Origin of the sequence: Gordonia sp. Swx-4 (assembly GCF_030316175.1) — a bacterium.
Lineage (GTDB): Bacteria > Actinomycetota > Actinomycetes > Mycobacteriales > Mycobacteriaceae > Gordonia > Gordonia alkanivorans.
On the sequence record NZ_CP128197.1, the window covers coordinates 5,176,787 to 5,196,796 of the forward strand.

At 67.1% G+C, this 20,010-nt stretch carries 16 protein-coding genes; 14 read left to right on the plus strand and 2 right to left on the minus strand.

The window, feature by feature from the left end; translation table 11 throughout:
* The first annotated feature begins 200 nt into the window (after positions 1–200).
* The 5 genes from PWF70_RS23445 to PWF70_RS23465 all read left to right on the plus strand — a co-directional run bounded on the left by PWF70_RS23445 (position 201) and on the right by PWF70_RS23465 (position 10,313).
* Positions 201–1,400: an NUDIX hydrolase gene (locus PWF70_RS23445; RefSeq protein WP_035753907.1), complete on the plus strand. Its 1,200-nt coding sequence runs from the start codon at positions 201–203 to the stop codon at positions 1,398–1,400.
* A complete protein-coding gene (locus PWF70_RS23450) occupies positions 1,393–4,128 on the plus strand; it encodes a DUF6049 family protein (protein WP_414538877.1) in 2,736 nt (911 codons plus the stop codon). Before PWF70_RS23445 ends, PWF70_RS23450 begins: the two co-directional genes overlap by 8 nt.
* Before the next feature lie 17 nt (positions 4,129–4,145).
* Positions 4,146–8,105 (plus strand): murein biosynthesis integral membrane protein MurJ, encoded by a 3,960-nt coding sequence (locus tag PWF70_RS23455; RefSeq protein WP_279958223.1) that lies wholly within the window; start codon positions 4,146–4,148, stop codon positions 8,103–8,105.
* 278 nt (positions 8,106–8,383) lie between these two features.
* On the plus strand, positions 8,384–9,655 hold the full coding sequence (locus tag PWF70_RS23460) for a TrkH family potassium uptake protein (protein WP_006361151.1): 1,272 nt from the start codon (positions 8,384–8,386) through the stop codon (positions 9,653–9,655).
* A gap of 19 nt (positions 9,656–9,674) precedes the next feature.
* The gene (locus tag PWF70_RS23465) at positions 9,675–10,313 is read left to right on the plus strand and encodes a potassium channel family protein (protein WP_040004443.1); all 639 of its coding nucleotides are present in this window, start codon (positions 9,675–9,677) and stop codon (positions 10,311–10,313) included.
* 230 nt (positions 10,314–10,543) lie between these two features.
* On the opposite strand, the gene PWF70_RS23470 is transcribed toward PWF70_RS23465, so the two are convergent.
* Positions 10,544–11,473: a sterol desaturase family protein gene (locus tag PWF70_RS23470; protein WP_286352793.1), complete on the minus strand. Its 930-nt coding sequence runs from the start codon at positions 11,471–11,473 to the stop codon at positions 10,544–10,546.
* A 111-nt stretch (positions 11,474–11,584) separates the two neighbouring features.
* Here PWF70_RS23470 and PWF70_RS23475 point away from each other — a divergent pair, with 111 nt between their 5' ends.
* From PWF70_RS23475 to PWF70_RS23515, 9 genes are all read left to right on the plus strand, one after another.
* Positions 11,585–12,391, plus strand: a complete 807-nt coding sequence (locus PWF70_RS23475; RefSeq protein WP_042378104.1) for a TetR/AcrR family transcriptional regulator — start codon at positions 11,585–11,587, stop codon at positions 12,389–12,391.
* Positions 12,392–12,672: 281 nt separating this feature from the next.
* A complete protein-coding gene (locus PWF70_RS23480; protein ID WP_042378106.1) occupies positions 12,673–13,515 on the plus strand; it encodes an SH3-like domain-containing protein in 843 nt (280 codons plus the stop codon).
* Positions 13,516–13,526: 11 nt separating this feature from the next.
* Positions 13,527–14,249 (plus strand): thiocyanate hydrolase subunit gamma, encoded by a 723-nt coding sequence (scnC, locus tag PWF70_RS23485; RefSeq protein ID WP_042378109.1) that lies wholly within the window; start codon positions 13,527–13,529, stop codon positions 14,247–14,249.
* A gap of 4 nt (positions 14,250–14,253) precedes the next feature.
* On the plus strand, positions 14,254–14,610 hold the full coding sequence (locus PWF70_RS23490) for an SH3-like domain-containing protein (protein WP_006361157.1): 357 nt from the start codon (positions 14,254–14,256) through the stop codon (positions 14,608–14,610).
* 96 nt (positions 14,611–14,706) lie between these two features.
* Positions 14,707–15,282 (plus strand): RNA polymerase sigma factor SigM, encoded by a 576-nt coding sequence (gene sigM / locus PWF70_RS23495; RefSeq protein ID WP_042378111.1) that lies wholly within the window; start codon positions 14,707–14,709, stop codon positions 15,280–15,282.
* Between the two features lie 156 nt (positions 15,283–15,438).
* Positions 15,439–16,233 (plus strand): RsmA family anti-sigma factor, encoded by a 795-nt coding sequence (locus tag PWF70_RS23500; protein WP_286352794.1) that lies wholly within the window; start codon positions 15,439–15,441, stop codon positions 16,231–16,233.
* Positions 16,234–16,376: 143 nt separating this feature from the next.
* The gene (trxB, locus tag PWF70_RS23505) at positions 16,377–17,384 is read left to right on the plus strand and encodes a thioredoxin-disulfide reductase (protein WP_075862902.1); all 1,008 of its coding nucleotides are present in this window, start codon (positions 16,377–16,379) and stop codon (positions 17,382–17,384) included.
* A 56-nt stretch (positions 17,385–17,440) separates the two neighbouring features.
* Positions 17,441–17,779, plus strand: coding sequence for a thioredoxin (gene trxA / locus PWF70_RS23510; protein ID WP_006361161.1), 339 nt, complete (start codon positions 17,441–17,443; stop codon positions 17,777–17,779).
* 271 nt (positions 17,780–18,050) lie between these two features.
* On the plus strand, positions 18,051–19,184 hold the full coding sequence (locus PWF70_RS23515; protein WP_006361162.1) for an N-acetylmuramoyl-L-alanine amidase: 1,134 nt from the start codon (positions 18,051–18,053) through the stop codon (positions 19,182–19,184).
* On the opposite strand, the gene PWF70_RS23520 is transcribed toward PWF70_RS23515, so the two are convergent.
* Positions 19,129–19,989, minus strand: a complete 861-nt coding sequence (locus PWF70_RS23520; RefSeq protein ID WP_286352795.1) for a hypothetical protein — start codon at positions 19,987–19,989, stop codon at positions 19,129–19,131. The genes PWF70_RS23515 and PWF70_RS23520 overlap by 56 nt on opposite strands.
* Positions 19,990–20,010 lie beyond the last annotated feature (21 nt).

The following is a 20,010-nucleotide window of genomic DNA, read 5'->3' on the forward strand; positions in this document are numbered from 1 at the left end:
GTCATTCACGGCTTGCCACCCTACCGTCGTCGCCCGCGGCTTCGACGCCGTGGAGGAGGCCGGACCACGGGCCGAGTCGTGGCCACCTGTCGATATCCGTCGTACACCGTGTCCGCCCGTTCCGTGGCCGGTGTCGACATCCTCCCCGCACTACGAGGCGTCCGGGCAAACTGCAGGTGACCAGCCGCTAGCATCGTGGAGTGTCCACCGATTCCTCGACCAACCCTTCAGACGTCAGCGACGTCTCGTCGGGTTCGCATGGGGACGGTGGCGGACATGCAGGTCAGAATCCCGCCGGCCAGGGGCGTCGCACCCGGCGCGGTCGCCGGCGTCGAGGCCGCCGCAAGGGCGAGGGTCGCGGCACGACCGCGGCGCACAACAACGGTGGTCACGCCGCCGCCGGTCACAAACAGTCCGGTTCCAAGCAGAACGGCCCCAAACAGAACGGCCACAAACCGGGCTCCCACAAGCAGCACAACCCGGCCACGTCGCCGGCGCCGTCGACCGGCCGGCCCACCCCGAACGACCTCGTCCGCGCCCGCACCGCCGATCCCGCCTGCCCCGACCCCGTCGAGGCCGAGTCGGTGGAGAAGCTCCCCGTCGACCCCGACCGAGCCCGCCCGAAGGTCACGCCGCCGAAGCCTTCCGACATGGCCACGGTCACGGCGACCATCACCACCAAGGGCCTGACCCAGACGACGACGGGCAAGGCCGGTAAGGGCCGCCGCCGCTCCTCACGGGCGGATCGCACCGCCGACCGGTCCGACGATCGCACCAACACCGAGAAGCTCCGGACCGTGCGGGAGACGTCGGCCGGCGGACTCGTCGTCTCCGACCTCGGTCTGCCGATCGACGAGCTGTCCGCCGCGCTGATCGGCCGGGTGGATCGTCGCGGCCGGATGATGTGGTCGCTGCCCAAGGGCCACATCGAAACCGGCGAGACCGCCGAGCAGACCGCGATCCGTGAGGTCGAGGAGGAGACCGGGATCCTGGGCACGGTCGTCGCGCCGCTGGGCAAGATCGACTACTGGTTCGTGAGCGAGGGTCGTCGCATCCACAAGACCGTGCACCACTACCTCCTGCGTTGTGTCGGCGGCGAATTGTCCGACGCCGACTACGAAGTCAGCGAGGTGGCCTGGGTGCCGTTGCACGAGTTGCCGCGTCGCCTCACGTACTCTGACGAGCGGCGACTCGCCCGGATGGCCCGCGGCGTGATCGCCGATCTCGCCGCCGACCCGACCCGACTCGCCCAGTCCGAGGCCGACAGCATTCGCACCGAACCCAACGCCTATGAGAAAGCCGCCGCAGCGCGCAATCAGCGCCGCAACGAGCCCCCGCCCCCGGCTCGTCCGCGCCGGCGACGACGCCGTCCCCGACGGCCCGCGGCCGGCGATGGCTGAGCCGCGGCTGTTGCCTGTCCGGTCCGGTCCGTTCTCTCGTCCTTCTCTCCGCCGATCCGAGCGACGCCATGATCGTCGCGGCGGGATCGATCCGCGACGGGTGCAGGTCGTGATCGCGTTGGCCGCGGTGCTGGGGGTCGTCGCACTGCTGTTGCTGCCGGGTGTCGCCGCACCGGCCTCCGCCGTTCCCGAGACGAGTGCCACCGGGGCGAGTCCCGCCCAGCAGTCGTCGCCGCGGTTCGCACGCATCGTCATCGACTCGATGTCGCCGTCGATCGTCACCACCACCAGCCGGCCGGTGGTGACGGTGAGCGGTCGTGTCGACAACATCGGCGACCGCTCGATCAGCAACCTGTCGATCCGCCTCGAACGCGGTGATGCCGTCGGGTCGGCCTCGGGACTCCGCACCCAGCTCGCCGACGACGATCCCGCGGTGGCCGTCGCCGGTCCGTTCGAGGCGCTCAGCGAGTCCCTCGCGCCGGGGGAGAGCGTCGGCTTCCGGATGTCGATGGCGCTGTCCGCCGGTTCCGGACCCGACGGTCAGGGACTCGGGATCTCCGCGACCGGCGTCTATCCGATGCAGGTCAACGTCAACGGCACCCCCGACTACGGCAACCCGGCCCAGGTCGCCGGTTCGCGCATGCTGCTGCCCGTGCTGTCGCTGCCGCCCGACGAGATCCGCGCCCGCGACTACGTCGACCCGACCGCCGACGAGACGGGTTCCCCGTCGGTGCCCGGGCTCGGGCCCGACGGTTCGGTCTCGGCTGATCTGGCCAGCCCGGCCCGGATGACGATGCTGTGGCCGATGGCCGCGCCGCCGCAGCTCGCACCCGGCGTCCTCGGCGGCAGCACCGAGCCCGTCCGGCTCATCAACGAGGACATGGCACGGTCGCTCGACACCGGCGGCCGGTTGAACGAACTGCTCAAGGCCTTGCAGAAGGTGGTCGGGGCACCGCCGCGCGAGCAGTCCGGACCACCGTCCTCCGAGCCCCCGGCAGAGAGCCCGGCCGAACCGGCCCCGGTCGCGGTGCCCGGCTCCGAGAAGCTCGCCGAGAGCATGTGCTTGGCCATCGACCCCGACCTCGTCGTGACCGTCCGCGCGATGTCCCTCGGCTATGAGGTGTCGACGAACCCGGCCGACCCGACCTCGGCCGCCCGGCCCGGCAACGGATCCGAGATCGCCGGCCGCTGGCTCGACGACCTGCGGTGGACCGCGAGCCGGATGTGCGTGGTGGCGTTGCCGTTCGCGCAGGCCGACCTGACGTCGCTCGCCCGGATCGGCAACACCGGACTCACCGAGGCGGCACTCCGCAAGCCCGCCGACATCGTCGACGCGATCCTGGGCGTGCGCAGCGTGCGAGGCCTGTCCGTGCCCGCGCTCGGCGCCATCGACGACGCCGGTGCGGACGCCCTGGCCGAGGCCGCCGTGACCTCGACCGCGCTCGCGTCGAACTCGGTCTTCCCCACCGGCCGTCGCGACGACACCGGCCGCTACCGCGTCGGACGCCTCACCGCCCAGACCTTCGACGCACCCATCACGGCGTCACTCGCGGCGATCGGCACCGCACCGAGCACCCCGGCCCTCACCCCGGAATCACAGCAGGTCGACCTCACCGACGAATCGACGGGGAGTCGACGCCAGAGTGCGATCGCCGCGCTGGCCTACCCGGCGATCGCCGCGCCGCAACCGGATCCGGCCGACGGCTCGAACCCCCGGATCCCGGTGGCGGGTCGCTCGGCGTTCCTCGTGCCCCCGACCTACTGGTCCCCGACGGTCGCGGATTCGGATGCACTCTTCGCGACCGCGCGCCTGCTGCTCGAGTCCGGTGCCGCGACGCCGACACCCCTGCCGTCCCTGGTGCAGGAACTGAACACCGCCGGCGCCACCGGCCGCCTGACCAACCCGCCGGGGGTGGGGCCCGTCGGTCGCGTCGGATCCGTCCTCACGTCGCAGGCGACCGCCGCCATCCGTCGAAACGTCGAGGACAGCTGGCAGTTCGAGGGCGCGCTGGTCCGGTCGGCCGATGTCGCGGCCACCCCGGAGCGGTACATGTCGCCGCTGCGCGAGGACCAGCTGCGTGCCATCAGGTCCCCTGATGTGGAGGGATCCGCGGTCTACACGCATCTGCGACGGCTGCAGGAGGAGCGCATCGACGCCGTGGCGTCGACCCTGCACCGCCTCGGTCAGTCCGTGACGATCCTCGACCCCGGCGGCCGGTACACCCTGGCCTCCGAACGCAGCCCGGTCCTGCTCGCGGTCCGCAACGACCTCGCCCTGCCGGTTCGGGCCCGCCTGACCACCTCCGCGCCCGAGGGCATCGAGATCGGCGATCTCGGGGTGATCGAGATCCCCGCCCGCGGAACCCGGCAGATCCAGCTCCCCACACGCGGTGAGACCTCCGAGGCCATCACCATCGACATCCGGCTGGCCACGGTCACCGGTGTACCCCTCGGTCAGCCGATCACCCTGCAGGTACACACCAACGCCTACGGCAAGCCGCTGTTCTACATCACCATCGTCGCCGGCGTGGCGCTCGTGCTGCTGACCGCACGCAGGCTGTGGCACCGATTCCGCGGTCAGCCCGACCCCGCCGACGCCGACCGTCCCGAACCCGACGAACTCGAGCGGATGCTGGCGGGAAGCGGGTATCAGGAGCGACGCCGTACCCTGCAAGGCGAAGGTCGGCCACCCGGAGATGAGCCGGAAGACCACCCGCACGACCCCTGATCGAGCACTGAACGAGGATGGCGAAACACCACGTGAACTGGAACGATGTGCCGCGCGAACCGCGGCCGGGGACACCCGGTGCGGTGCCTCCCCAGCGTCCGGATCGCGCTGCACCCCGCCGGATCCCGCCCGGCTCCGGCCCCGTGCCGCCACCACCGCGGCCCGGCCGGCCGGTCCCGCCGCCTCCTGCTCCCGGCGCCCGGCATGCCCAGGGACCCGTCGCCGGCGGTCTCCGAGTCGACGCCCCGCCGGCCCGGCCCGGCCGTCTGGACGCGGCCGGCTACCACGAACGACACAGCGGTGAGACCGACGCCGTCAACACCGGGTCGTCGAAGACGGTGACCGCCGGCGACGACTCGTCGTCGACCGGTCTGGCGCGCGACTCCGACTCGAGCATCCTGCGGACCAGTGGCTCGATCGCCATCGCGACCCTCTTCAGTCGCATCACCGGCTTCCTGCGCACCGTTCTGATCCTGGCGATGCTCGGTTCGGGCATCGCCTCGGCGTTCCAGGCCGCCGACGTGCTGCCGAACATGATCGCCGAGGTCGTGCTGGGCGCCGTGCTCACGGCCATCGTCATCCCGCTCCTCGCGCGCGCGGAGGCCGAAGACGAAGACGGTGGTCAGGGGTTCCTCAACCGCATCTTCACGATCACCGTGGTGGTGCTCGGCTCGGCGACGGTCCTGGCCGTCATCGCGGCGCCACTGCTGACCTACCTGAATCTCGGTGACGGACAGGTCAACCGGGACCTGTCCACCCACCTCGCGTACCTGTTGCTGCCGGAGATCCTGTTCTACGGGCTCTCCGCACTATTCATCGCCGTGCTCAACCTGCGCGGCCTGTTCAAACCGGGCGCTTGGGCTCCGGTGCTGAACAACGTCGTCCAGATCACGACCCTCGTGCTGTACGCCCTGGTGCCCGGCGAGATCACTCTCAACCCGGTCCGGATGAGCGATCCGAAGCTGCTCGTCCTGGGTATCGGCTGCACTCTCGGCGTGGTGCTGCAGGCCATGGTCCTGGTGCCGTTCCTGCGTAAGGCCGGGGTGCATCTGAAGCTGGAATGGGGCATCGACGCCCGGCTGCGCCAGTTCGGCAACATGGCGCTGGCGATCGTCGCCTACGTCGCCCTGCTGCAGGTCGGTCTCATCGCGACGTACCGGATCGCCGCCTCCGCCGAGGAGTCCGGCGTCAGCATCTACTTCACCCACTGGCAGTTGCTGCAGCTGCCCTACGGCGTGCTCGGCGTGACCATCCTGACCGCGATCATGCCGCGACTGTCGCGCAACGCGGCCGCCGACGACACGAAAGCCGTGGTCGACGATCTGTCGCTGGCCACCCGACTGACGATGGTCGCGCTGGTTCCCGTCGTGGCGTTCATGACCTTCTTCGGGCCGGCCATCGCCATCGCGGTGTTCAACTTCGGCCGGTTCGACGCCGCCGACGCCTCCCAGCTGGGTTCAGTGCTCGCCTGGGGTGCGTTCACGCTGATCCCGTACTCGATGACACTCGTCCAGCTACGCGTCTTCTACGCCCGTGAGGACGCCTGGACCCCGACCTTCATCGCGCTCGGCATCACCGTGGTCAAGGTGACGTCGTCGTACATGGGCCCCGTCCTGTTCGACGACCCGTCGAACGTCGTGCGGTGGCTCGCCCTGTCCAATGGGCTGGGCTACCTGGTCGGCGCCATCGTCGGCCACTATCTGCTCCGCAGCCGCCTGCGCGGCGCACGACTGACGAACGTCGCCCGCACCACGCTGGTGACCTTCGCGGTCTCCCTCAGCGTCTCGGCGGTCGTGTGGGCAGTCGCCAAGATGTCCGGCCTCGATCACATGATCGGCTGGCTCGGCAAGGTCGGCTCGGTGCTCTACCTCGTCCTCACTGCGGTCGTCGTGCTGTCGGTGACCTACGCGGGTCTGGCCGCCGCGCGGGTGCCGGACGTGGTCGCGATCGGCAACTCGGTGCGTCGTCTCCTCGGCCGGTTCATCCCGGCCCTCGCGCCGCCCGCAGAGCCCGAACGCGAACAGTCCCCGGCGATCACAGTTCAGTTTCCGCGCGTCTCTGCCGACGAATCGCTCCCGTACTCTGGTCAGGTACAAGTGCTGCGCCGTTTCGACAGGGGTACCGCGACGTGGCAGTCCTACTCTGTGCACTCCGGCGGCGCGATCGGCGCCGGCCGGGATGTACGTCCCATCCCAGAGCGTGCACCGGTTCCGCGCGACATCAGATACCGGAGGAAAGGAGTCCGTCGCGTGAGTGACAGCGAGATCGACACGACTGCGCCCACCGGGTCGCCCGTCGAATCCGGTCCCGGCGAATCCCATTCCGCCGAACCCCATTCCGCCGGACCCCAGACTCCCTCCACACCCGCTCACGCCCCGACCCCGGATGCGGCGGCCGCTGCCCCCGCTCCGGAGGTCGCCCGTCGACGCGGCCCGCGCCTGATCCCGGGCGCGGCGGTCGCCGGCGGCCGATACCGACTCCTCGAACAGCACGGCGGCACCCGCGGTCTGCAGTTCTGGCGCGCCCAGGACATCAACCTCGACCGCGAGGTGGCACTGACCTTCGTCGACGCGGACCAGCTCGCCCCGCCGCTCGAGCGCGGACAGGCGATCAAGGCGACCGACCAGGGACCCCAGGCGGTCCTCTCGCGGACCCTGCGCCTCGGACAGATCACCTCCGACGGCGTGGCCCGGGTGCTCGACGTCGTGCGCGGCTCCTCCGGCGGCATCGTGGTCGCCGAGTGGGTGCCCGGCTCGTCGCTCGCCGACGTCGCCCGGTCCGAGCCGTCCCCGATCGGTGCCGCTCGTGCCGTGCGCTCGCTGGCCGCGGCCGCCGAGATCGCCCACCGTTCGGGCGGCGCACTGTCGATCGACCATCCCGACCGCATCCGGATCAGCCACGACGGCAACGCGGTTCTCGCCTTCCCGGGCACACTCGCCGGAGACGACAAGGCCTCCGACGTGCGCGGACTCGGCGCGGTGCTCTACGCCCTCCTGCTCAACCGGTGGACCCTCGATCCCGAGAACGGCTCGCGACTCGTCACGACCGAGGACGTCACCGAACCGATCGGTGGAATCCCGGTGGCCGCACCGGGCGAGAACGGTCAGCCGCTGGAACCGAGGGCGGCCAAGCCCGACATCCCGTTCGAGATCTCGGCCGTCGCAGCGCGTGCGCTCGACGGCACCCGCGGGATCCGGACCGCGGCGACGGTCCAGCATGTCCTCGACCAGGCAACGGTCGTCGACCTCAACACCGACATGCTGCCCGCCATCACCGACGCCGACGCGCCGCCGCCGGTCTCGGTGGCGCCGCGGGTCGGCAGCGCCGAGCACAAGCCGGGACGCAAGAACCTGGCACTGCTGATCGGCGCAGGCCTGCTCGCGATCTTCGTGGTCATCGCGCTGATCGTCGGAGCCACCAACGTCTTCGGGAGCGGTGACGGCTCGAGTGACATCGACTCGATCCTGACCACCACCGAGCCGGCACCGCCGGGCGAACCGGCCCCCGGGGCGAATGCACCCACCGAGGCCCCGCCGGCGCAGGACATCGCGCTCCGGTCGGTGACCGTGGCCGACTTCTCGTCGCAGCCGCCGGACAACTCGGCCAATGTCGGCAATGTGATCACCGGTGCCGCGCCGCCGTGGCAGACCGACAACTATCGGGGCCGTCCCGAGTTCGGCGGTCTGAAGCCGGGCCTGGGGCTGATGTTCGACCTCGGTGACGAGCGCGCCGTGAAGTCGGTGACCATCGAGACCCCGACCCCGGGTTTCGACGTCGAGATCCGCACCTCGCCGAACGCGAAGCCCGCCTTCGCCCGGACCACCCCGGTGGCCGCGGGTCGTGTCGATCAGAACACCACGACCATCCGGATCGCGTCTCCGCAAGCCAGCCGCTACGTGATGGTGTGGATCACCACGCTGCCACCTGCGGCGGGCGGCTACCAGGCCGAGGTCGGCCGCGTCACGATGGCGGGCTGACCGACTCGTTCGTGGCCGACCAGCATCCAAGAGCTCATCGGACGCGCTGAGGATGCAGACCTGGCTGCGGCCCGCGCGCCAGACCTGCGTCGATGACGATGCGGCCGATCGCGACAACTCATTACGGTGTGCCGCGGGTGGGTCTACTGTGAGCGGTCGTGACTGCCCTTTTCCGTGTACACCCCTGGGGGATTGTTCGGCGTGCCGCGGCTCGCGCAGTGTTGACCCCGGCTCGCGTGGTTGCGTTGGGATTCGCGGCCGCCATCGCGGCGGGGACGATGCTGTTGATGCTGCCTGTCTCCACGCGTACCGGAGCAGGTGCGAGCCTGGTAGACGCACTGTTCACCTCTACATCGGCGACGTGCCTGACCGGACTCATCGTCACCGACACACCGGTGTACTGGTCCGGGTTCGGGCAAGGCGTGATTCTTGCGCTGATCCAAGTCGGCGGTCTGGGAATCATGACGATGGCCTCGTTGGTCGGGTTGTTGCTGGCGAACCGAATCGGCCTCAAAGCCAGACTCAACACCGCCGCCGAAGCTCGCGCATCGGGGCTGGGCGACGTTCGCTCCGTCGTCATCGGAGTGGTGCGGGTCAGCCTCTTGTTCGAGGCCGTCATCGCTGCGGCGCTGACAGCCCGGTTCGCCCTCGGCTACGACCACACCCCTCTACGCGCACTGTGGCTTGGTGTGTTCCACTCGATCTCAGCGTTCAACAACGCTGGGTTCGCTCTGTACAGCGACAACATGATCGGTTTCGCTGAGGACCCGTGGATCTGTCTGCCGTTGATGATCGCGGTCATCGCCGGCGGATTGGGCTTCCCCGTCCTGTTCGAGATCGGACGCCGAGTCCGCAAGAACCGCTCAAACTACGTCTCACGCAGGTGGAGCCTGCACACCCGCCTGACCACTGTGATGACCGCGATCCTGCTGGCGGTGGGTTTCGGATCGGTGCTGGCATTGGAGTGGTTCGGCACCTTGCAACACCACGGCCTCGGTTCAAAGTTGCTCATCGCTGCTTTCCAGGGAGTGATGCCACGCACTGCCGGATTCAACAGCGTGGACTATGCGCAGATGGACGACGCGACCCTGTTGATCACAGATGTGCTGATGTTCATCGGCGGCGGCAGTGGCGGCACCGCAGGCGGAATCAAGGTGACCACCTTCGCGGTGCTGCTCGTCGTCATCATCGCCGAAGTCCGAGGAGAGAAATCAGTAACGGTGTTCGACCGACGTATCGATCCGCGCCTTCAGCGTCAGGCCCTCACGGTCGCAGCCATCGGCATTGCCCTCGTGGTCGTACCGACCGTGCTGCTTCTTGCCGGGACCACCTTCGACCTCAACGCCTTACTGTTCGAGGTCACATCGGCCTTCGCGACCGTCGGGCTGTCGACCGGGATCACCGCCGCACTTCCGCTCTGGGGACAACTGTTGCTGATCGTGCTGATGTATCTCGGCCGGATCGGACCCATCACCCTCGTAAGTGCTCTCGCAGCGCGCCAGCGAAGTCGGCGCTACGAACTACCCACAGAAAGGCCCTTCATTGGCTAGGCAAACACCCTCCGACGTCGTGGTGGTACTCGGACTCGGACGCTTCGGCAAGTCGTTGGCCCTCGAACTGATGAACCAAGGCACTGAAGTACTCGGCCTCGACGCCAGCGAGGCGGTGGTGCAAAAGCTCGCACACCGCCTCACCCACGCCGCCGTGGTCGACACCACCGACGAGGAATCGTTACGGCAACTCTCCGTCGACGAATACGACCGCGCCGTGGTCGGAATCGGCTCCGACCTCGAAGCGAGCCTGCTCACCGCTTCCGCCCTGATCAATCTGAACGTCCCCAACATCTGGGCCAAAGCGATCAGCCACTCCCACGCCAAGATCCTCACCCAAATCGGGGTCCACCACGTGGTGCGACCCGAACACGACATGGGTAAACGGGTCGCCCACGTTGTCCGTGGTCGCATGATCGACTACATCGAATTCGACGACGGCTTCGCGATGGTGAAAACGTCCCCGCCACCCTTCACTCTCGGCCGCCCGCTCGCCGAAACCACCATCCGTTCAAAGTTCGGTGTCACCGTGGTCGCAATCAAACGTCCCGGCGAAGGATTCACCTACGCCACCGCCGACACCATCCTCTCCCCCGGTGACACCATCATCGTCTCTGGAAAGGTCCGCGATGCCGAACGATTCGCGGAACAGACCTGAAATGCCTGTGAGCGACAGAGACCCACACCCTCACCGCCAGCGGCCACAGCACCGATCTCCGCGACCAGTCCCTCTGGGGAACCTTACAAAAGCCACGATCACCTGCGTTGATTGTCGACCCGTTTCACCGTTGATTGTCAGCTTGAGCACCCACAGCGAGCCCTGGCCGGCTGTCGGTCGGTCCGCCCGCACACACTGAAGTCAAGGCCCTCGGCAGCACCGAGACGTGATCAGGTCGGGCGCTCCGACACCGCCGGTTCAGGATCGCGTCCGCTGATGCTCGGCGTCCACCCGGGCGGTCCGAAGATGTAGCCCAGACGAGCCCGCCAGTCCGACGTCGATTTCACATCGCGGGCGATCGCCACGTACTCGTGCGTCTCGAGCCGCCAGATGTTGTACGTGTCGACCGGTTTGGTGAGGCCGTAGCGCGGGCGTCGTACCTCCGGTGTGAACGACCCGAACATCCGGTCCCAGATGATGAAGACGCCACCGTAGTTCCGATCGAGATACTCGGGATCGCGCCCGTGATGGACGCGATGGTGCGACGGGGTGTTGAACACGTACTCGAACGGCCGCCACATCCTGTCGATGTGCTCGGTGTGAATCCAGAACTGGTAGATGAGGTTCAGCGAGTACGCGAAGAAGACGAGAGCCGGCGGCACGCCGAGTAGGGGGAGCGGTAGCCACATCACGATCGCCGCGCTGATGTTCCACTTCTGGCGCAGCGCGGTCGCGAAGTTGAAGTACTCGCTGGAGTGATGGGCCTGGTGGGTCGCCCACACGATGCGCACGCGGTGCGACACCCGATGCACCCAGTAGTAGATGAAGTCCACCGCCACGAAGGCGATGACCCACGAGTACCACTGGTTCATCGGCAGATGCCACGGAGCGACATACGTGAACAGGGCGGTGTAGGCCAGCAGCCCGAGAAGTTTCCAGAACGCGCTGGTGCCGATGGAGACGAGCCCCATGAGGACACTCGCGCGCGCGTCCCGCGTCTCATACGCGCCCGGCAGCGGTCCGCCCTCGCCGTCGAGGCCGTCCTCGAGGTCGTGTTCGAGCTTGGCCGCGGCGAACCATTCGATCGCCAGCATCGTCACGAAGAACGGGATCGCGAGAACCGTCGGCTCGCGCATCGGTTCCGGTAAGAACTCCAACACGGTGTACCCCTTCGCCCACCATCTGACACGTCAGCATGTCAGTTTGCTTCTGACAAGGTAACGTGTCAGAAGTGAAGCTGTAAAGGACCTGGTGGTGAAGAAGGAGGAGCGGTGTCGGTCTCGTCATCGACGGCCGGTCGCCGCTACGGCGGGGCCGATCCCGAGGAGCGCCGCGCCCGACGCCGCGCCACGCTGATCGAGGCCGGCCTCGAGATCTTCGGAACCCACGGCTACGCCACGGCATCGGTCAAGAACATCTGCGCTCTTGCCGGCCTGACCCAGCGCTACTTCTACGAGTCCTTCGGCGACCGCGCCGAGCTGCTCGAAGCGGTCTACCTCGACTCCGTCGACTTCGTCCGGTCGGCAACCGTAGCCGCCGCGGCGGAGTTTCTCACCCCGGGACCGGAAGACCGAACCACCGCCATCCGATCGGACCCCGATCGTTCGGACAGCGAGTACGGGACTTCTTCTCCGGAGATGAAAGGCATTGCCGCCGAGCATGTTCCGTCGGCAGCGCGGGCCACCCTGGGTGCCTTCATGACGTGCCTGGCGCAGGACCGCCGGCGTGCCCGCGTGATGCTCGTCGAAGTGGTGGGGGTCTCCGGGAAGCTCGAGCGGGTCCGCATGCACGCCATCCACGGATGGGCTGAGCTGATACTGAACCTGGCCCGCGGGACGATGACGCCTTCACGCGGGCAGCGTTTGACCTCCGTCGCCCTGGTCGGTGCCGTCACGCAGCTGCTCGTCGACTGGTACATCGCGGGGGAGGAGCCCGGGGAAGAACCGGCGCCGCCGTCCCACGACCCGCCCGACCGTGACCTCAACAGCGGTGACCTCAACAGCGGCAACGACATCGACGACATCCTCGACGTCTCCGTCGACCTGCTCATCGCGTCGCATGCCCGGCTGGTGACCTGACCCCCGACCGCTGCGTCGCCTACCGCGACGGCCACTGGCGGCAGAGTCCGCACCCCGGCCCAATAAGCACTTTTCGGACTGCTCGCGGAAATACTCTTATCTGGCATTCTGGACGTTTATCGTCAATATTCTCTGGTTCCCAGCAAGCATTACATCAATGTGTTTCAAGAATTACAGAGAATCGATTTTCTGATCGGGCACGAATCGAGCCCGATCCAGAGTGTCGAAGAGTACATTCAGCAACGTTCGCTGTTGCCGATCAGGCCCCCCGGAGGTGCCAAGTGAGCACTGCCAAGGAACGTGCGGAACAACTGCATCTTGTTGCGCGACTTCACTCTTCGTATCCAGAATTGATTGATGCCCCGTACCCGGACATGCTCGACCACGCCCGGATCGCCGCATATTGGAAACCCGTTCACGACGTCGGTGGTGAGCCAGACTCACCGATGTTCCTCGAGGGCAAAGAGTACGAGACATGGGAGCATATGACCTACGTCATGTGTGAGGTCCTCGCCTGGCGAGGAATCTGGTTGTCGGAGGAACGTCGACGTATCGGCAATGTCGATGTCGGGCGCGCCCAGTATCTCGGACTGCCGTATTACGGTCGGTGGATAATCGCCGTTGCGCGGGTCCTCATCGAGAAGCACCACATCAAGCTGGGCGAGCTCACCGAGCGGATGGTCGAGATCCAGGAGCGCTACGCGAACGGAACAGGTGGCAAGGCCCCCGAGGCCAAGCCACGCGGTGAAGGCGACGGTTCCGGGGTCGTCCGCAACGAACATCACAAGCGGGCCGTCGGCAAAGGTGACCCCCAGGTATATGCCGGTCAGGCGGGCGAGCCGCGATTCGCGTTGGGTGACGAAGTCCTCGTCCGGGAGATGCCGGTCATCTTCTACACGCGCACACCCGAATACTGCCGTGGCGCCACCGGAAAGATCGTCGAGATCGCCTATGAGAGCCCGGCGGCAGAAGACGAGACCTTCGCGATGGACGACGCGAAGACCGAATGGTTCTACGTCGTGCAGTTCCCGATGGCCGACCTGTGGCACGGCTACGGCGGGCCGACAGGCGACACCTTGCAGACCGAGATCCCCGAACGTTGGCTGGCACCAGCCGGCGGCTAGGACACGCAATCATGAGCAACGACGCACACGACCACGACCACGACCACGACCACGAGCGGACCGTCGCGCCGATGGTCGACGAGATCACCGACTTCGAGGTCCTCGAGATCGCCCTGCGCGAACTGTGCATCGAGAAGGGGATCTTCACCGCGGACGAACATCGACGATTCACCGAGTTCGCCGAACAGATCGGCCCCACACCCGCGGCGACGCTCGTCGCACGGGCCTGGCTCGAACCGGACTTCAAAGAGCTCGTGATGAAGGAGCCGATGACCGCGAGCAAGGAGGTCGGGGTGGACTGGCTGGAACCCACGGGTTTCGGAACACCCAGTGACTTCACGGCGTTCGAAATTCTGGCGGACACCCCCGACGTGCACAACGTGATCGTGTGCGCGCTGTGTTCGTGTTACCCGCGTCCGATCCTGGGCAATTCACCCGAGTGGTACCGGACACCGAACTACCGCCGTCGGATGGTCCGCTGGCCGCGCCAGGTCCTCGCCGAGTTCGGCCTCGAACTGCCCGAAGGCGTCAGCATCAACGTGCAGGACTCCAACCAGAAGCACCGCTTCATGGTGATGCCGCAGCGTCCGGCCGGGACCGAGGACTGGAACCACGACCAGCTCGCCGAGATCATCACCCGCGACTGTGTCATCGGGGTCGCCCTGCCCAAACCCGGGGTCACAACCAACCGTGTCACGTCGATCCGTCCCGCAATCCGCCCGATGGAGGGCTGACACGATGTCGACTCCGCACCGTCTCCGCGTCTATCCGCCTCTCGTCGACATCGTCGGACGCGGCCAGGTATGGCCCCGGATGGCGTCGAAATACGGTGTGGAGAACGCGATTCCGCCGTGGAAGTCCAGCCTGGACGGGATCTGTGACGCACTCGATCAGGCCTCCGGCACCACCTGTGCCCCTGGCCCGGTCGAACGACGCGACGAAGAGGACCGGCTGGCGGCGACCACCTATGCCGACCTTCCCTATCCGGAGAATCAGCTCGTCGCCCTCGCCCACACACTGCTCGACCGCGGGGTGATCGACGAACGCGAACTCGCCGCACGGATGGCCGCGGTCCGGTCGCGGCTGGAGGCCTGAGGGCGCGGGCAACGCAGCTGTCCACAGTCGACCCAACCCTGTAGACAACCGCCTCATCGCAGCGTCGTGAGTTGACTTCTCCATTACTCTCAGCGCATGGCCGGGGGGAACGACGCAGTTGACCTGCGCACCGATGAGCAGTTGCTGGGCGCTCACGTCGCCGGCGACCCGGGCGCATTCTCCGTCCTCGTCAACCGTCACCTCGACTACCTGTGGTCGGTCGCCATCCGGACCAGCCAGAGCCCCGAGGATGCTGCCGACGGGTTGCAGGACGCACTGCTGGCCGCGCATCGAACCGCGGCGGATTTCCGCTCCGACGCGAGGGTCACCAGCTGGCTGCACCGGATCGTCGTCAACGCGTGCCTGGACCGGATTCGCCGCAACAACGCCCGCAAGACCGTCCCCCTGCCCGAATGGGACGTGATGTCGATTGCGGACACGACCGACGACATCTCCGCGGTGGACCTGTCGGTGTCGATCGGTCGGGCGCTGCACACGCTGCCCGAAGGGCAACGACAGGCCATCGTCGCAGTCGACCTGGAGGGCTATTCGGTCGCCGAAGCGGCGTCATTGCTCGGCGTCGCCGAGGGGACGATCAAGAGCCGATGCGCACGGGGGCGCCTCAAACTCGCTCAGGTCCTCGGCCATCTCCGGACTGCCGATGATGCGTAAGCCACTGCCTGCCAATGAGTTTCCGTCGGATTCGGTCGGGGCGGAACCGGAACCGCGCGTTGTGCGTCCAAGTATTCGACGACCAACGGACAACGACCAGCGAGATGCAACCACCGACACACCGACGCCCGACCTTCGGAATGGAAGACTGACACCATGACCCCGCGGGGACCTGACGACACCGAGTCCGGCGATCTGCCCGAGCCGCCGTATTCGGCGGAGACGCTGGCCGATCTCCACGCCGGAGTGCTGTCCGAACGCGCTGCCGCCCACGTCCGCGCTCGGGTCGCCGATGACGCTGCCGCGCAGGAGATCCTGACAGCCCTGGTCCGGACGACGAGTCAGCTCCGCACGTCGGCCCCCGCCCCGCATGCGGTTCCGGATCATGTCCGCGCCGACGTCCAGGCCACACTGACCGCTCTCGCCGGATCGTCCGCGATCGATGGTGCGCCAACTCCCGGTCCTGTGCGGCCCGGTCCCGGCCAGGACGCCCCGGTGGATCTCGCCGCACGGCGCGAACGATCCCGCCGGTGGAGGATCCTCCCGGTGGTGCTGGCCGCGGCGGCGATCGTGGTGGTCGCTCTCGGCTCGATCGGCGTGCAGCGCCTGATGTCCTCGTCGTCCGACGACACCCCGTCGCCGATGCAGGCTCAACCCGGATCGACCCAGACCCTGGACCCGTCGGGTTCCGCGTCGGCAATCGCAGTCCTCGGCCGTACCGACGGTGCGCCGTTCGGGTCGGTCGCCGCGCTCCGGCGCTGTACCGCGGCTCATCTCGTCCCCGCGACGGTCGTCATCGTGGGCTCCGGGCGGATCATCTTCCACGGCGACCCCGCTGCCGCCATCCTGCTGTCGACGGGGATCGCCGGCCGGTTCGACGCCCTGATCGTCGGTCTCGAGTGCGACACCGGCAATCCCGCGCTCCTGGCCAGGGGGACCATCGGCGCCTGATCCCCTCTACAGAGCCGAGACCTGCGTCACCACGCCGGACGCATGGACTTGACCGGGAACATCTGCGCTTACCCTTGTGTTGAAGCAGCCGTGATCCCGACGAGAACTCCGGGATCTCGCATACCCCACAGCACGGAGGACGGATGAGCCAGCCAGAGACCCAGCAGATCCACGACGTGATCATCATCGGATCTGGTCCTGCCGGGTACACCGCGGCGATCTACGCCGCGCGCGCCGAGCTAGCGCCGATCGTCTTCGAGGGCACCCAGTTCGGTGGCGCGCTGATGACGACCACCGAGGTCGAGAACTTCCCCGGCTTCCAGACCGGCATCCAGGGCCCTGCCCTGATGGACGAGATGCGCGAGCAGGCGATCCGATTCGGCGCCGACCTGCGCATGGAGGACGTCGACACGGTTCGCCTCGCGGGCGACATCAAGGAGGTCGAGGTCGGCGGTGAGGTGTTCCGCGCACGCGCGGTCATCCTCGCGATGGGCGCAGCAGCTCGGTACCTCGGTGTCAAGGGAGAGCAGGAGCTCCTCGGTCGCGGTGTCTCCGCATGCGCGACCTGCGACGGCTTCTTCTTCAAGGACCAGGACATCGCCGTCATCGGCGGCGGCGACTCCGCGATGGAGGAAGCGACCTTCCTCACGAAGTTCGCCCGCACCGTCACGCTGGTCCATCGCCGCGACGAGTTCCGCGCCTCGAAGATCATGCTCGAGCGCGCCCGCGACAACGACAAGATCCGGTTCGTCACCAACGCCGCCGTTCGGTCGGTCATCGGCGACGGCTCGGTGAGTGGCCTCGAGATCGAGGACACCCGCAACGGAGAGGTGAGCAACCTCGACGTCACCGGCATGTTCGTCGCGATCGGCCACGACCCGCGCAGCGAACTGGTCCGCGGACAGGTCGACCTCGACGACGAGGGCTACGTCCTCGTTCAGGGTCGCACCACCTACACCTCGTTGCCCGGTGTCTTCGCCTGTGGCGACCTGGTCGACCACACCTACCGTCAGGCCATCACGGCAGCCGGTAGTGGCTGTTCGGCTGCCATCGACGCAGAGCGCTGGCTCGCCGAACAGGGTGAAGCGCCCGCGCACACCGTCGACGCCGAGTCCGTTGCCGACGTCGAAGCTGTTCAGGCACCCGCCTGACCTGAACTTTTCCTTTCCAACTTCATTCTCTGAGTCCATCTGAGGAGGACATCACCATGGGTGCAAACACGGTCGTCGTCAACGACACCACTTTCAAGGACACCGTTCTCGGTGCCGACAAGCCGGTTCTGGTCGACTTCTGGGCGACCTGGTGCGGCCCGTGCCGCATGGTCGCCCCGGTTCTCGAGGAGATCGCGCGCGACCACGGCGACAAGCTCACCATCGCCAAGCTGGACGTCGATGAGAGCCCGGCCACCGCGCGCGACTTCCAGATCATGTCGATCCCGACCATGATCCTGTTCGACAAGGGTCAGCCGGTGAAGACAATCGTGGGGGCCAAGGGCAAGGCGGCACTGCTCCGCGAGCTCGATTCGGTGGTCGGCCAGTCGGCCTGACCTGCATTTTCTTCTGATCCGCGGCGAGACTCCGACGGGTGAACGACGTTGTCGTGGGCCCGCGGGCTCTCGTCGTTGGTAGTCTCGGCCCGGGTCCCCGACCATGAGGGACACGAGCCGACAACGACGCCGCTGGACCTGTTCCAGTTTGGTGTAGTGAACTTCAGCTGAGAGAATGCAGGCTGATGCTGACCGGTGCCGCAGTGATGTGGTCCGCCAGATCTCGCCGGCAGGGCGTCACCCTGCCGCGATTCGTACGAGGGGTGACGACATGCCATTGTTCCGACTTGGGGATCACGGCTCGGCGGTGGCCGAGATCCGCGCCATCCTGGTCGGGCTCGGTCTGTTGCCCGAGGGTGGGGAACCTGTTTTCGACGAAGCCTGTGACCGGGCACTTCGGGCGTTCCAGCAGCAGCGCGGTCTGATCGTCGACGGAATCGTCGGACCCGCGACCTACCGGGTTCTTCGCGAGGCCTCGTATCGTCTCGGTGCCCGTGTGCTCTCGTACCAGCTGTCGGCACCCATGGTCGGCGACGACGTCGCGACCCTGCAGCATCGACTCCAGAACCTCGGCTACTACACCTCGCTCGTCGACGGAATCTTCGGGCTCAACACCCACAACGCAGTCTGTCTGTACCAGAGTGAATACGGTCTGGCGTCTGACGGGATCTGTGGTCCGGCGACTCTGCGGTCTCTCGAGCGTCTCGGCACGCGTGTGACCGGTGGTTCGCCGTATGCGATCCGTCAGGAGGAGCAGGTTCGACGCTCCGGTCCGCAGCTGTCGGGCAAGCGGATCCTCATCGATCCGGGTTCCGGCGGGCTGCATCCGCTGTCGACCGGTGACCTCGCCGAACGCGAATCCGATCTTCTCTGGGATCTGGGAGCGCGTCTCGAGGGCCGCATGGCCGCCGCCGGGATGCAGACCTTCCTGTCTCACGATGGTCGGGGCCGGCCGGGTGACAACGAACGCGCCCGAGTCGCGAACCTCATGGACGCCGACCTGATGATCTCGCTGCGTTGTGGTCATTACCGCAACGTGCAGGCCAACGGCGTCGCGTCGTTCTACTTCGGCAACAACCAGAACTCTTTCTCGACGATCGGTCGCAATCTCGCCGGGTTCATCCAGCGCGAGATCGCCGCTCGCACACCGCTTGCCGATTGTCGGACGCACGAGCGCACGTGGGATGTCCTGCGGCTCACCAGAATGCCGGTCGCCCTCATCGACGTCGGCTACATCACCAACCCGGATGATGCCGCGGTCCTTGCCGATTCGGATTGGCGCAATGTCATCGCCGATGCCATCCTGGTGGCCGTGAAGCGGTTGTACCTGCTCGATCAGGACGATCGTCCTACGGGCACTTACACTTTCGCGGACCTTCTGGCTGCGGAGAACGCTTCGCGCTGACGCGCCCCCGACCGGATCCCACCGGGACAGCTGTGCGCTGCCGGCCGATGAGATCGATCTCGGCCATCACCACGAGCTTCTCCAGGGCGCTTTCCACCTCGAACTTCCAGCCGAGTCCTTGGTCGAGCTCCAGACGGAACCGCGGAAAGCGCTGATGCGATGAGACGACGTCGAATCCGGAGTTCTTGAGGAACGACGCGTCGATCATGCACGTGGTGCACAGGTCCGCCTGTGAGTCCTCGAGAATCTCCCGCGCGACTTCGATGATCGCTTCGTCCGTCCAGAAATCTAGATCGGCGACACCTCCACCGGCGACGGCCCCACCCGTCTCCGAAGATCCGGACGGCGTCGCACCGAGCGTCGAGCCGAACTCGGCCCCGCCGGCACCGTTGCGAACCAGTCCGAAGGATTCGACCGCGCGGACACCGCGGCGAATCAGATCACCGAGGACTGCGTCGAGCAGAATCGTCGCGACTTCCTCGTGGCCCGGCTCGGTTCGGATGCTTGTGAGTAGTACGGCATCGTGGCTGACCGGGGAAGTGGGGAAGTGTTGCGAGCGAGGCACCCTGTTCGGCGGTGCGTAGAACGCCGTACCGATGACGGAGTTGGTCGTTGATTCGATCGCGACCTGTCCGCACGCGCCCCACTCGAGCAGCAGCCCGGAGATCCAGGCCTCCTTGTCGAACTCGCTCTCGTAGGACTCACCGTTGGTGGTCGGTTCGACTTCCCAGAAGACACATCGCCGGGTGTGGTGGGGGAGCGACTCGAAAGATCCGAGTTCCAGCCGCACAATCGACACGCTCATGTCACCTAGCTCCGAACCGAA

What these genes read in the sequence shown, in the direction of transcription:
- trxB (WP_075862902.1), top strand. Translation starts at nt 16,377, where the DNA reads ATGAGCCAGCCAGAGACCCAGCAGATCCACGACGTGATCATCATCGGA.
- PWF70_RS23455 (WP_279958223.1), top strand. Translation starts at nt 4,146, where the DNA reads ATGGCGAAACACCACGTGAACTGGAACGATGTGCCGCGCGAACCGCGG.
- scnC (WP_042378109.1), top strand. Translation starts at nt 13,527, where the DNA reads ATGAGCAACGACGCACACGACCACGACCACGACCACGACCACGAGCGG.
- sigM (WP_042378111.1), top strand. Translation starts at nt 14,707, where the DNA reads ATGGCCGGGGGGAACGACGCAGTTGACCTGCGCACCGATGAGCAGTTG.
- PWF70_RS23520 (WP_286352795.1), bottom strand. Translation starts at nt 19,989, where the DNA reads ATGAGCGTGTCGATTGTGCGGCTGGAACTCGGATCTTTCGAGTCGCTC.
- PWF70_RS23450 (WP_414538877.1), top strand. Translation starts at nt 1,393, where the DNA reads ATGGCTGAGCCGCGGCTGTTGCCTGTCCGGTCCGGTCCGTTCTCTCGT.
- PWF70_RS23490 (WP_006361157.1), top strand. Translation starts at nt 14,254, where the DNA reads ATGTCGACTCCGCACCGTCTCCGCGTCTATCCGCCTCTCGTCGACATC.
- trxA (WP_006361161.1), top strand. Translation starts at nt 17,441, where the DNA reads ATGGGTGCAAACACGGTCGTCGTCAACGACACCACTTTCAAGGACACC.
- PWF70_RS23460 (WP_006361151.1), top strand. Translation starts at nt 8,384, where the DNA reads ATGCTGTTGATGCTGCCTGTCTCCACGCGTACCGGAGCAGGTGCGAGC.
- PWF70_RS23515 (WP_006361162.1), top strand. Translation starts at nt 18,051, where the DNA reads ATGCCATTGTTCCGACTTGGGGATCACGGCTCGGCGGTGGCCGAGATC.
- PWF70_RS23500 (WP_286352794.1), top strand. Translation starts at nt 15,439, where the DNA reads ATGACCCCGCGGGGACCTGACGACACCGAGTCCGGCGATCTGCCCGAG.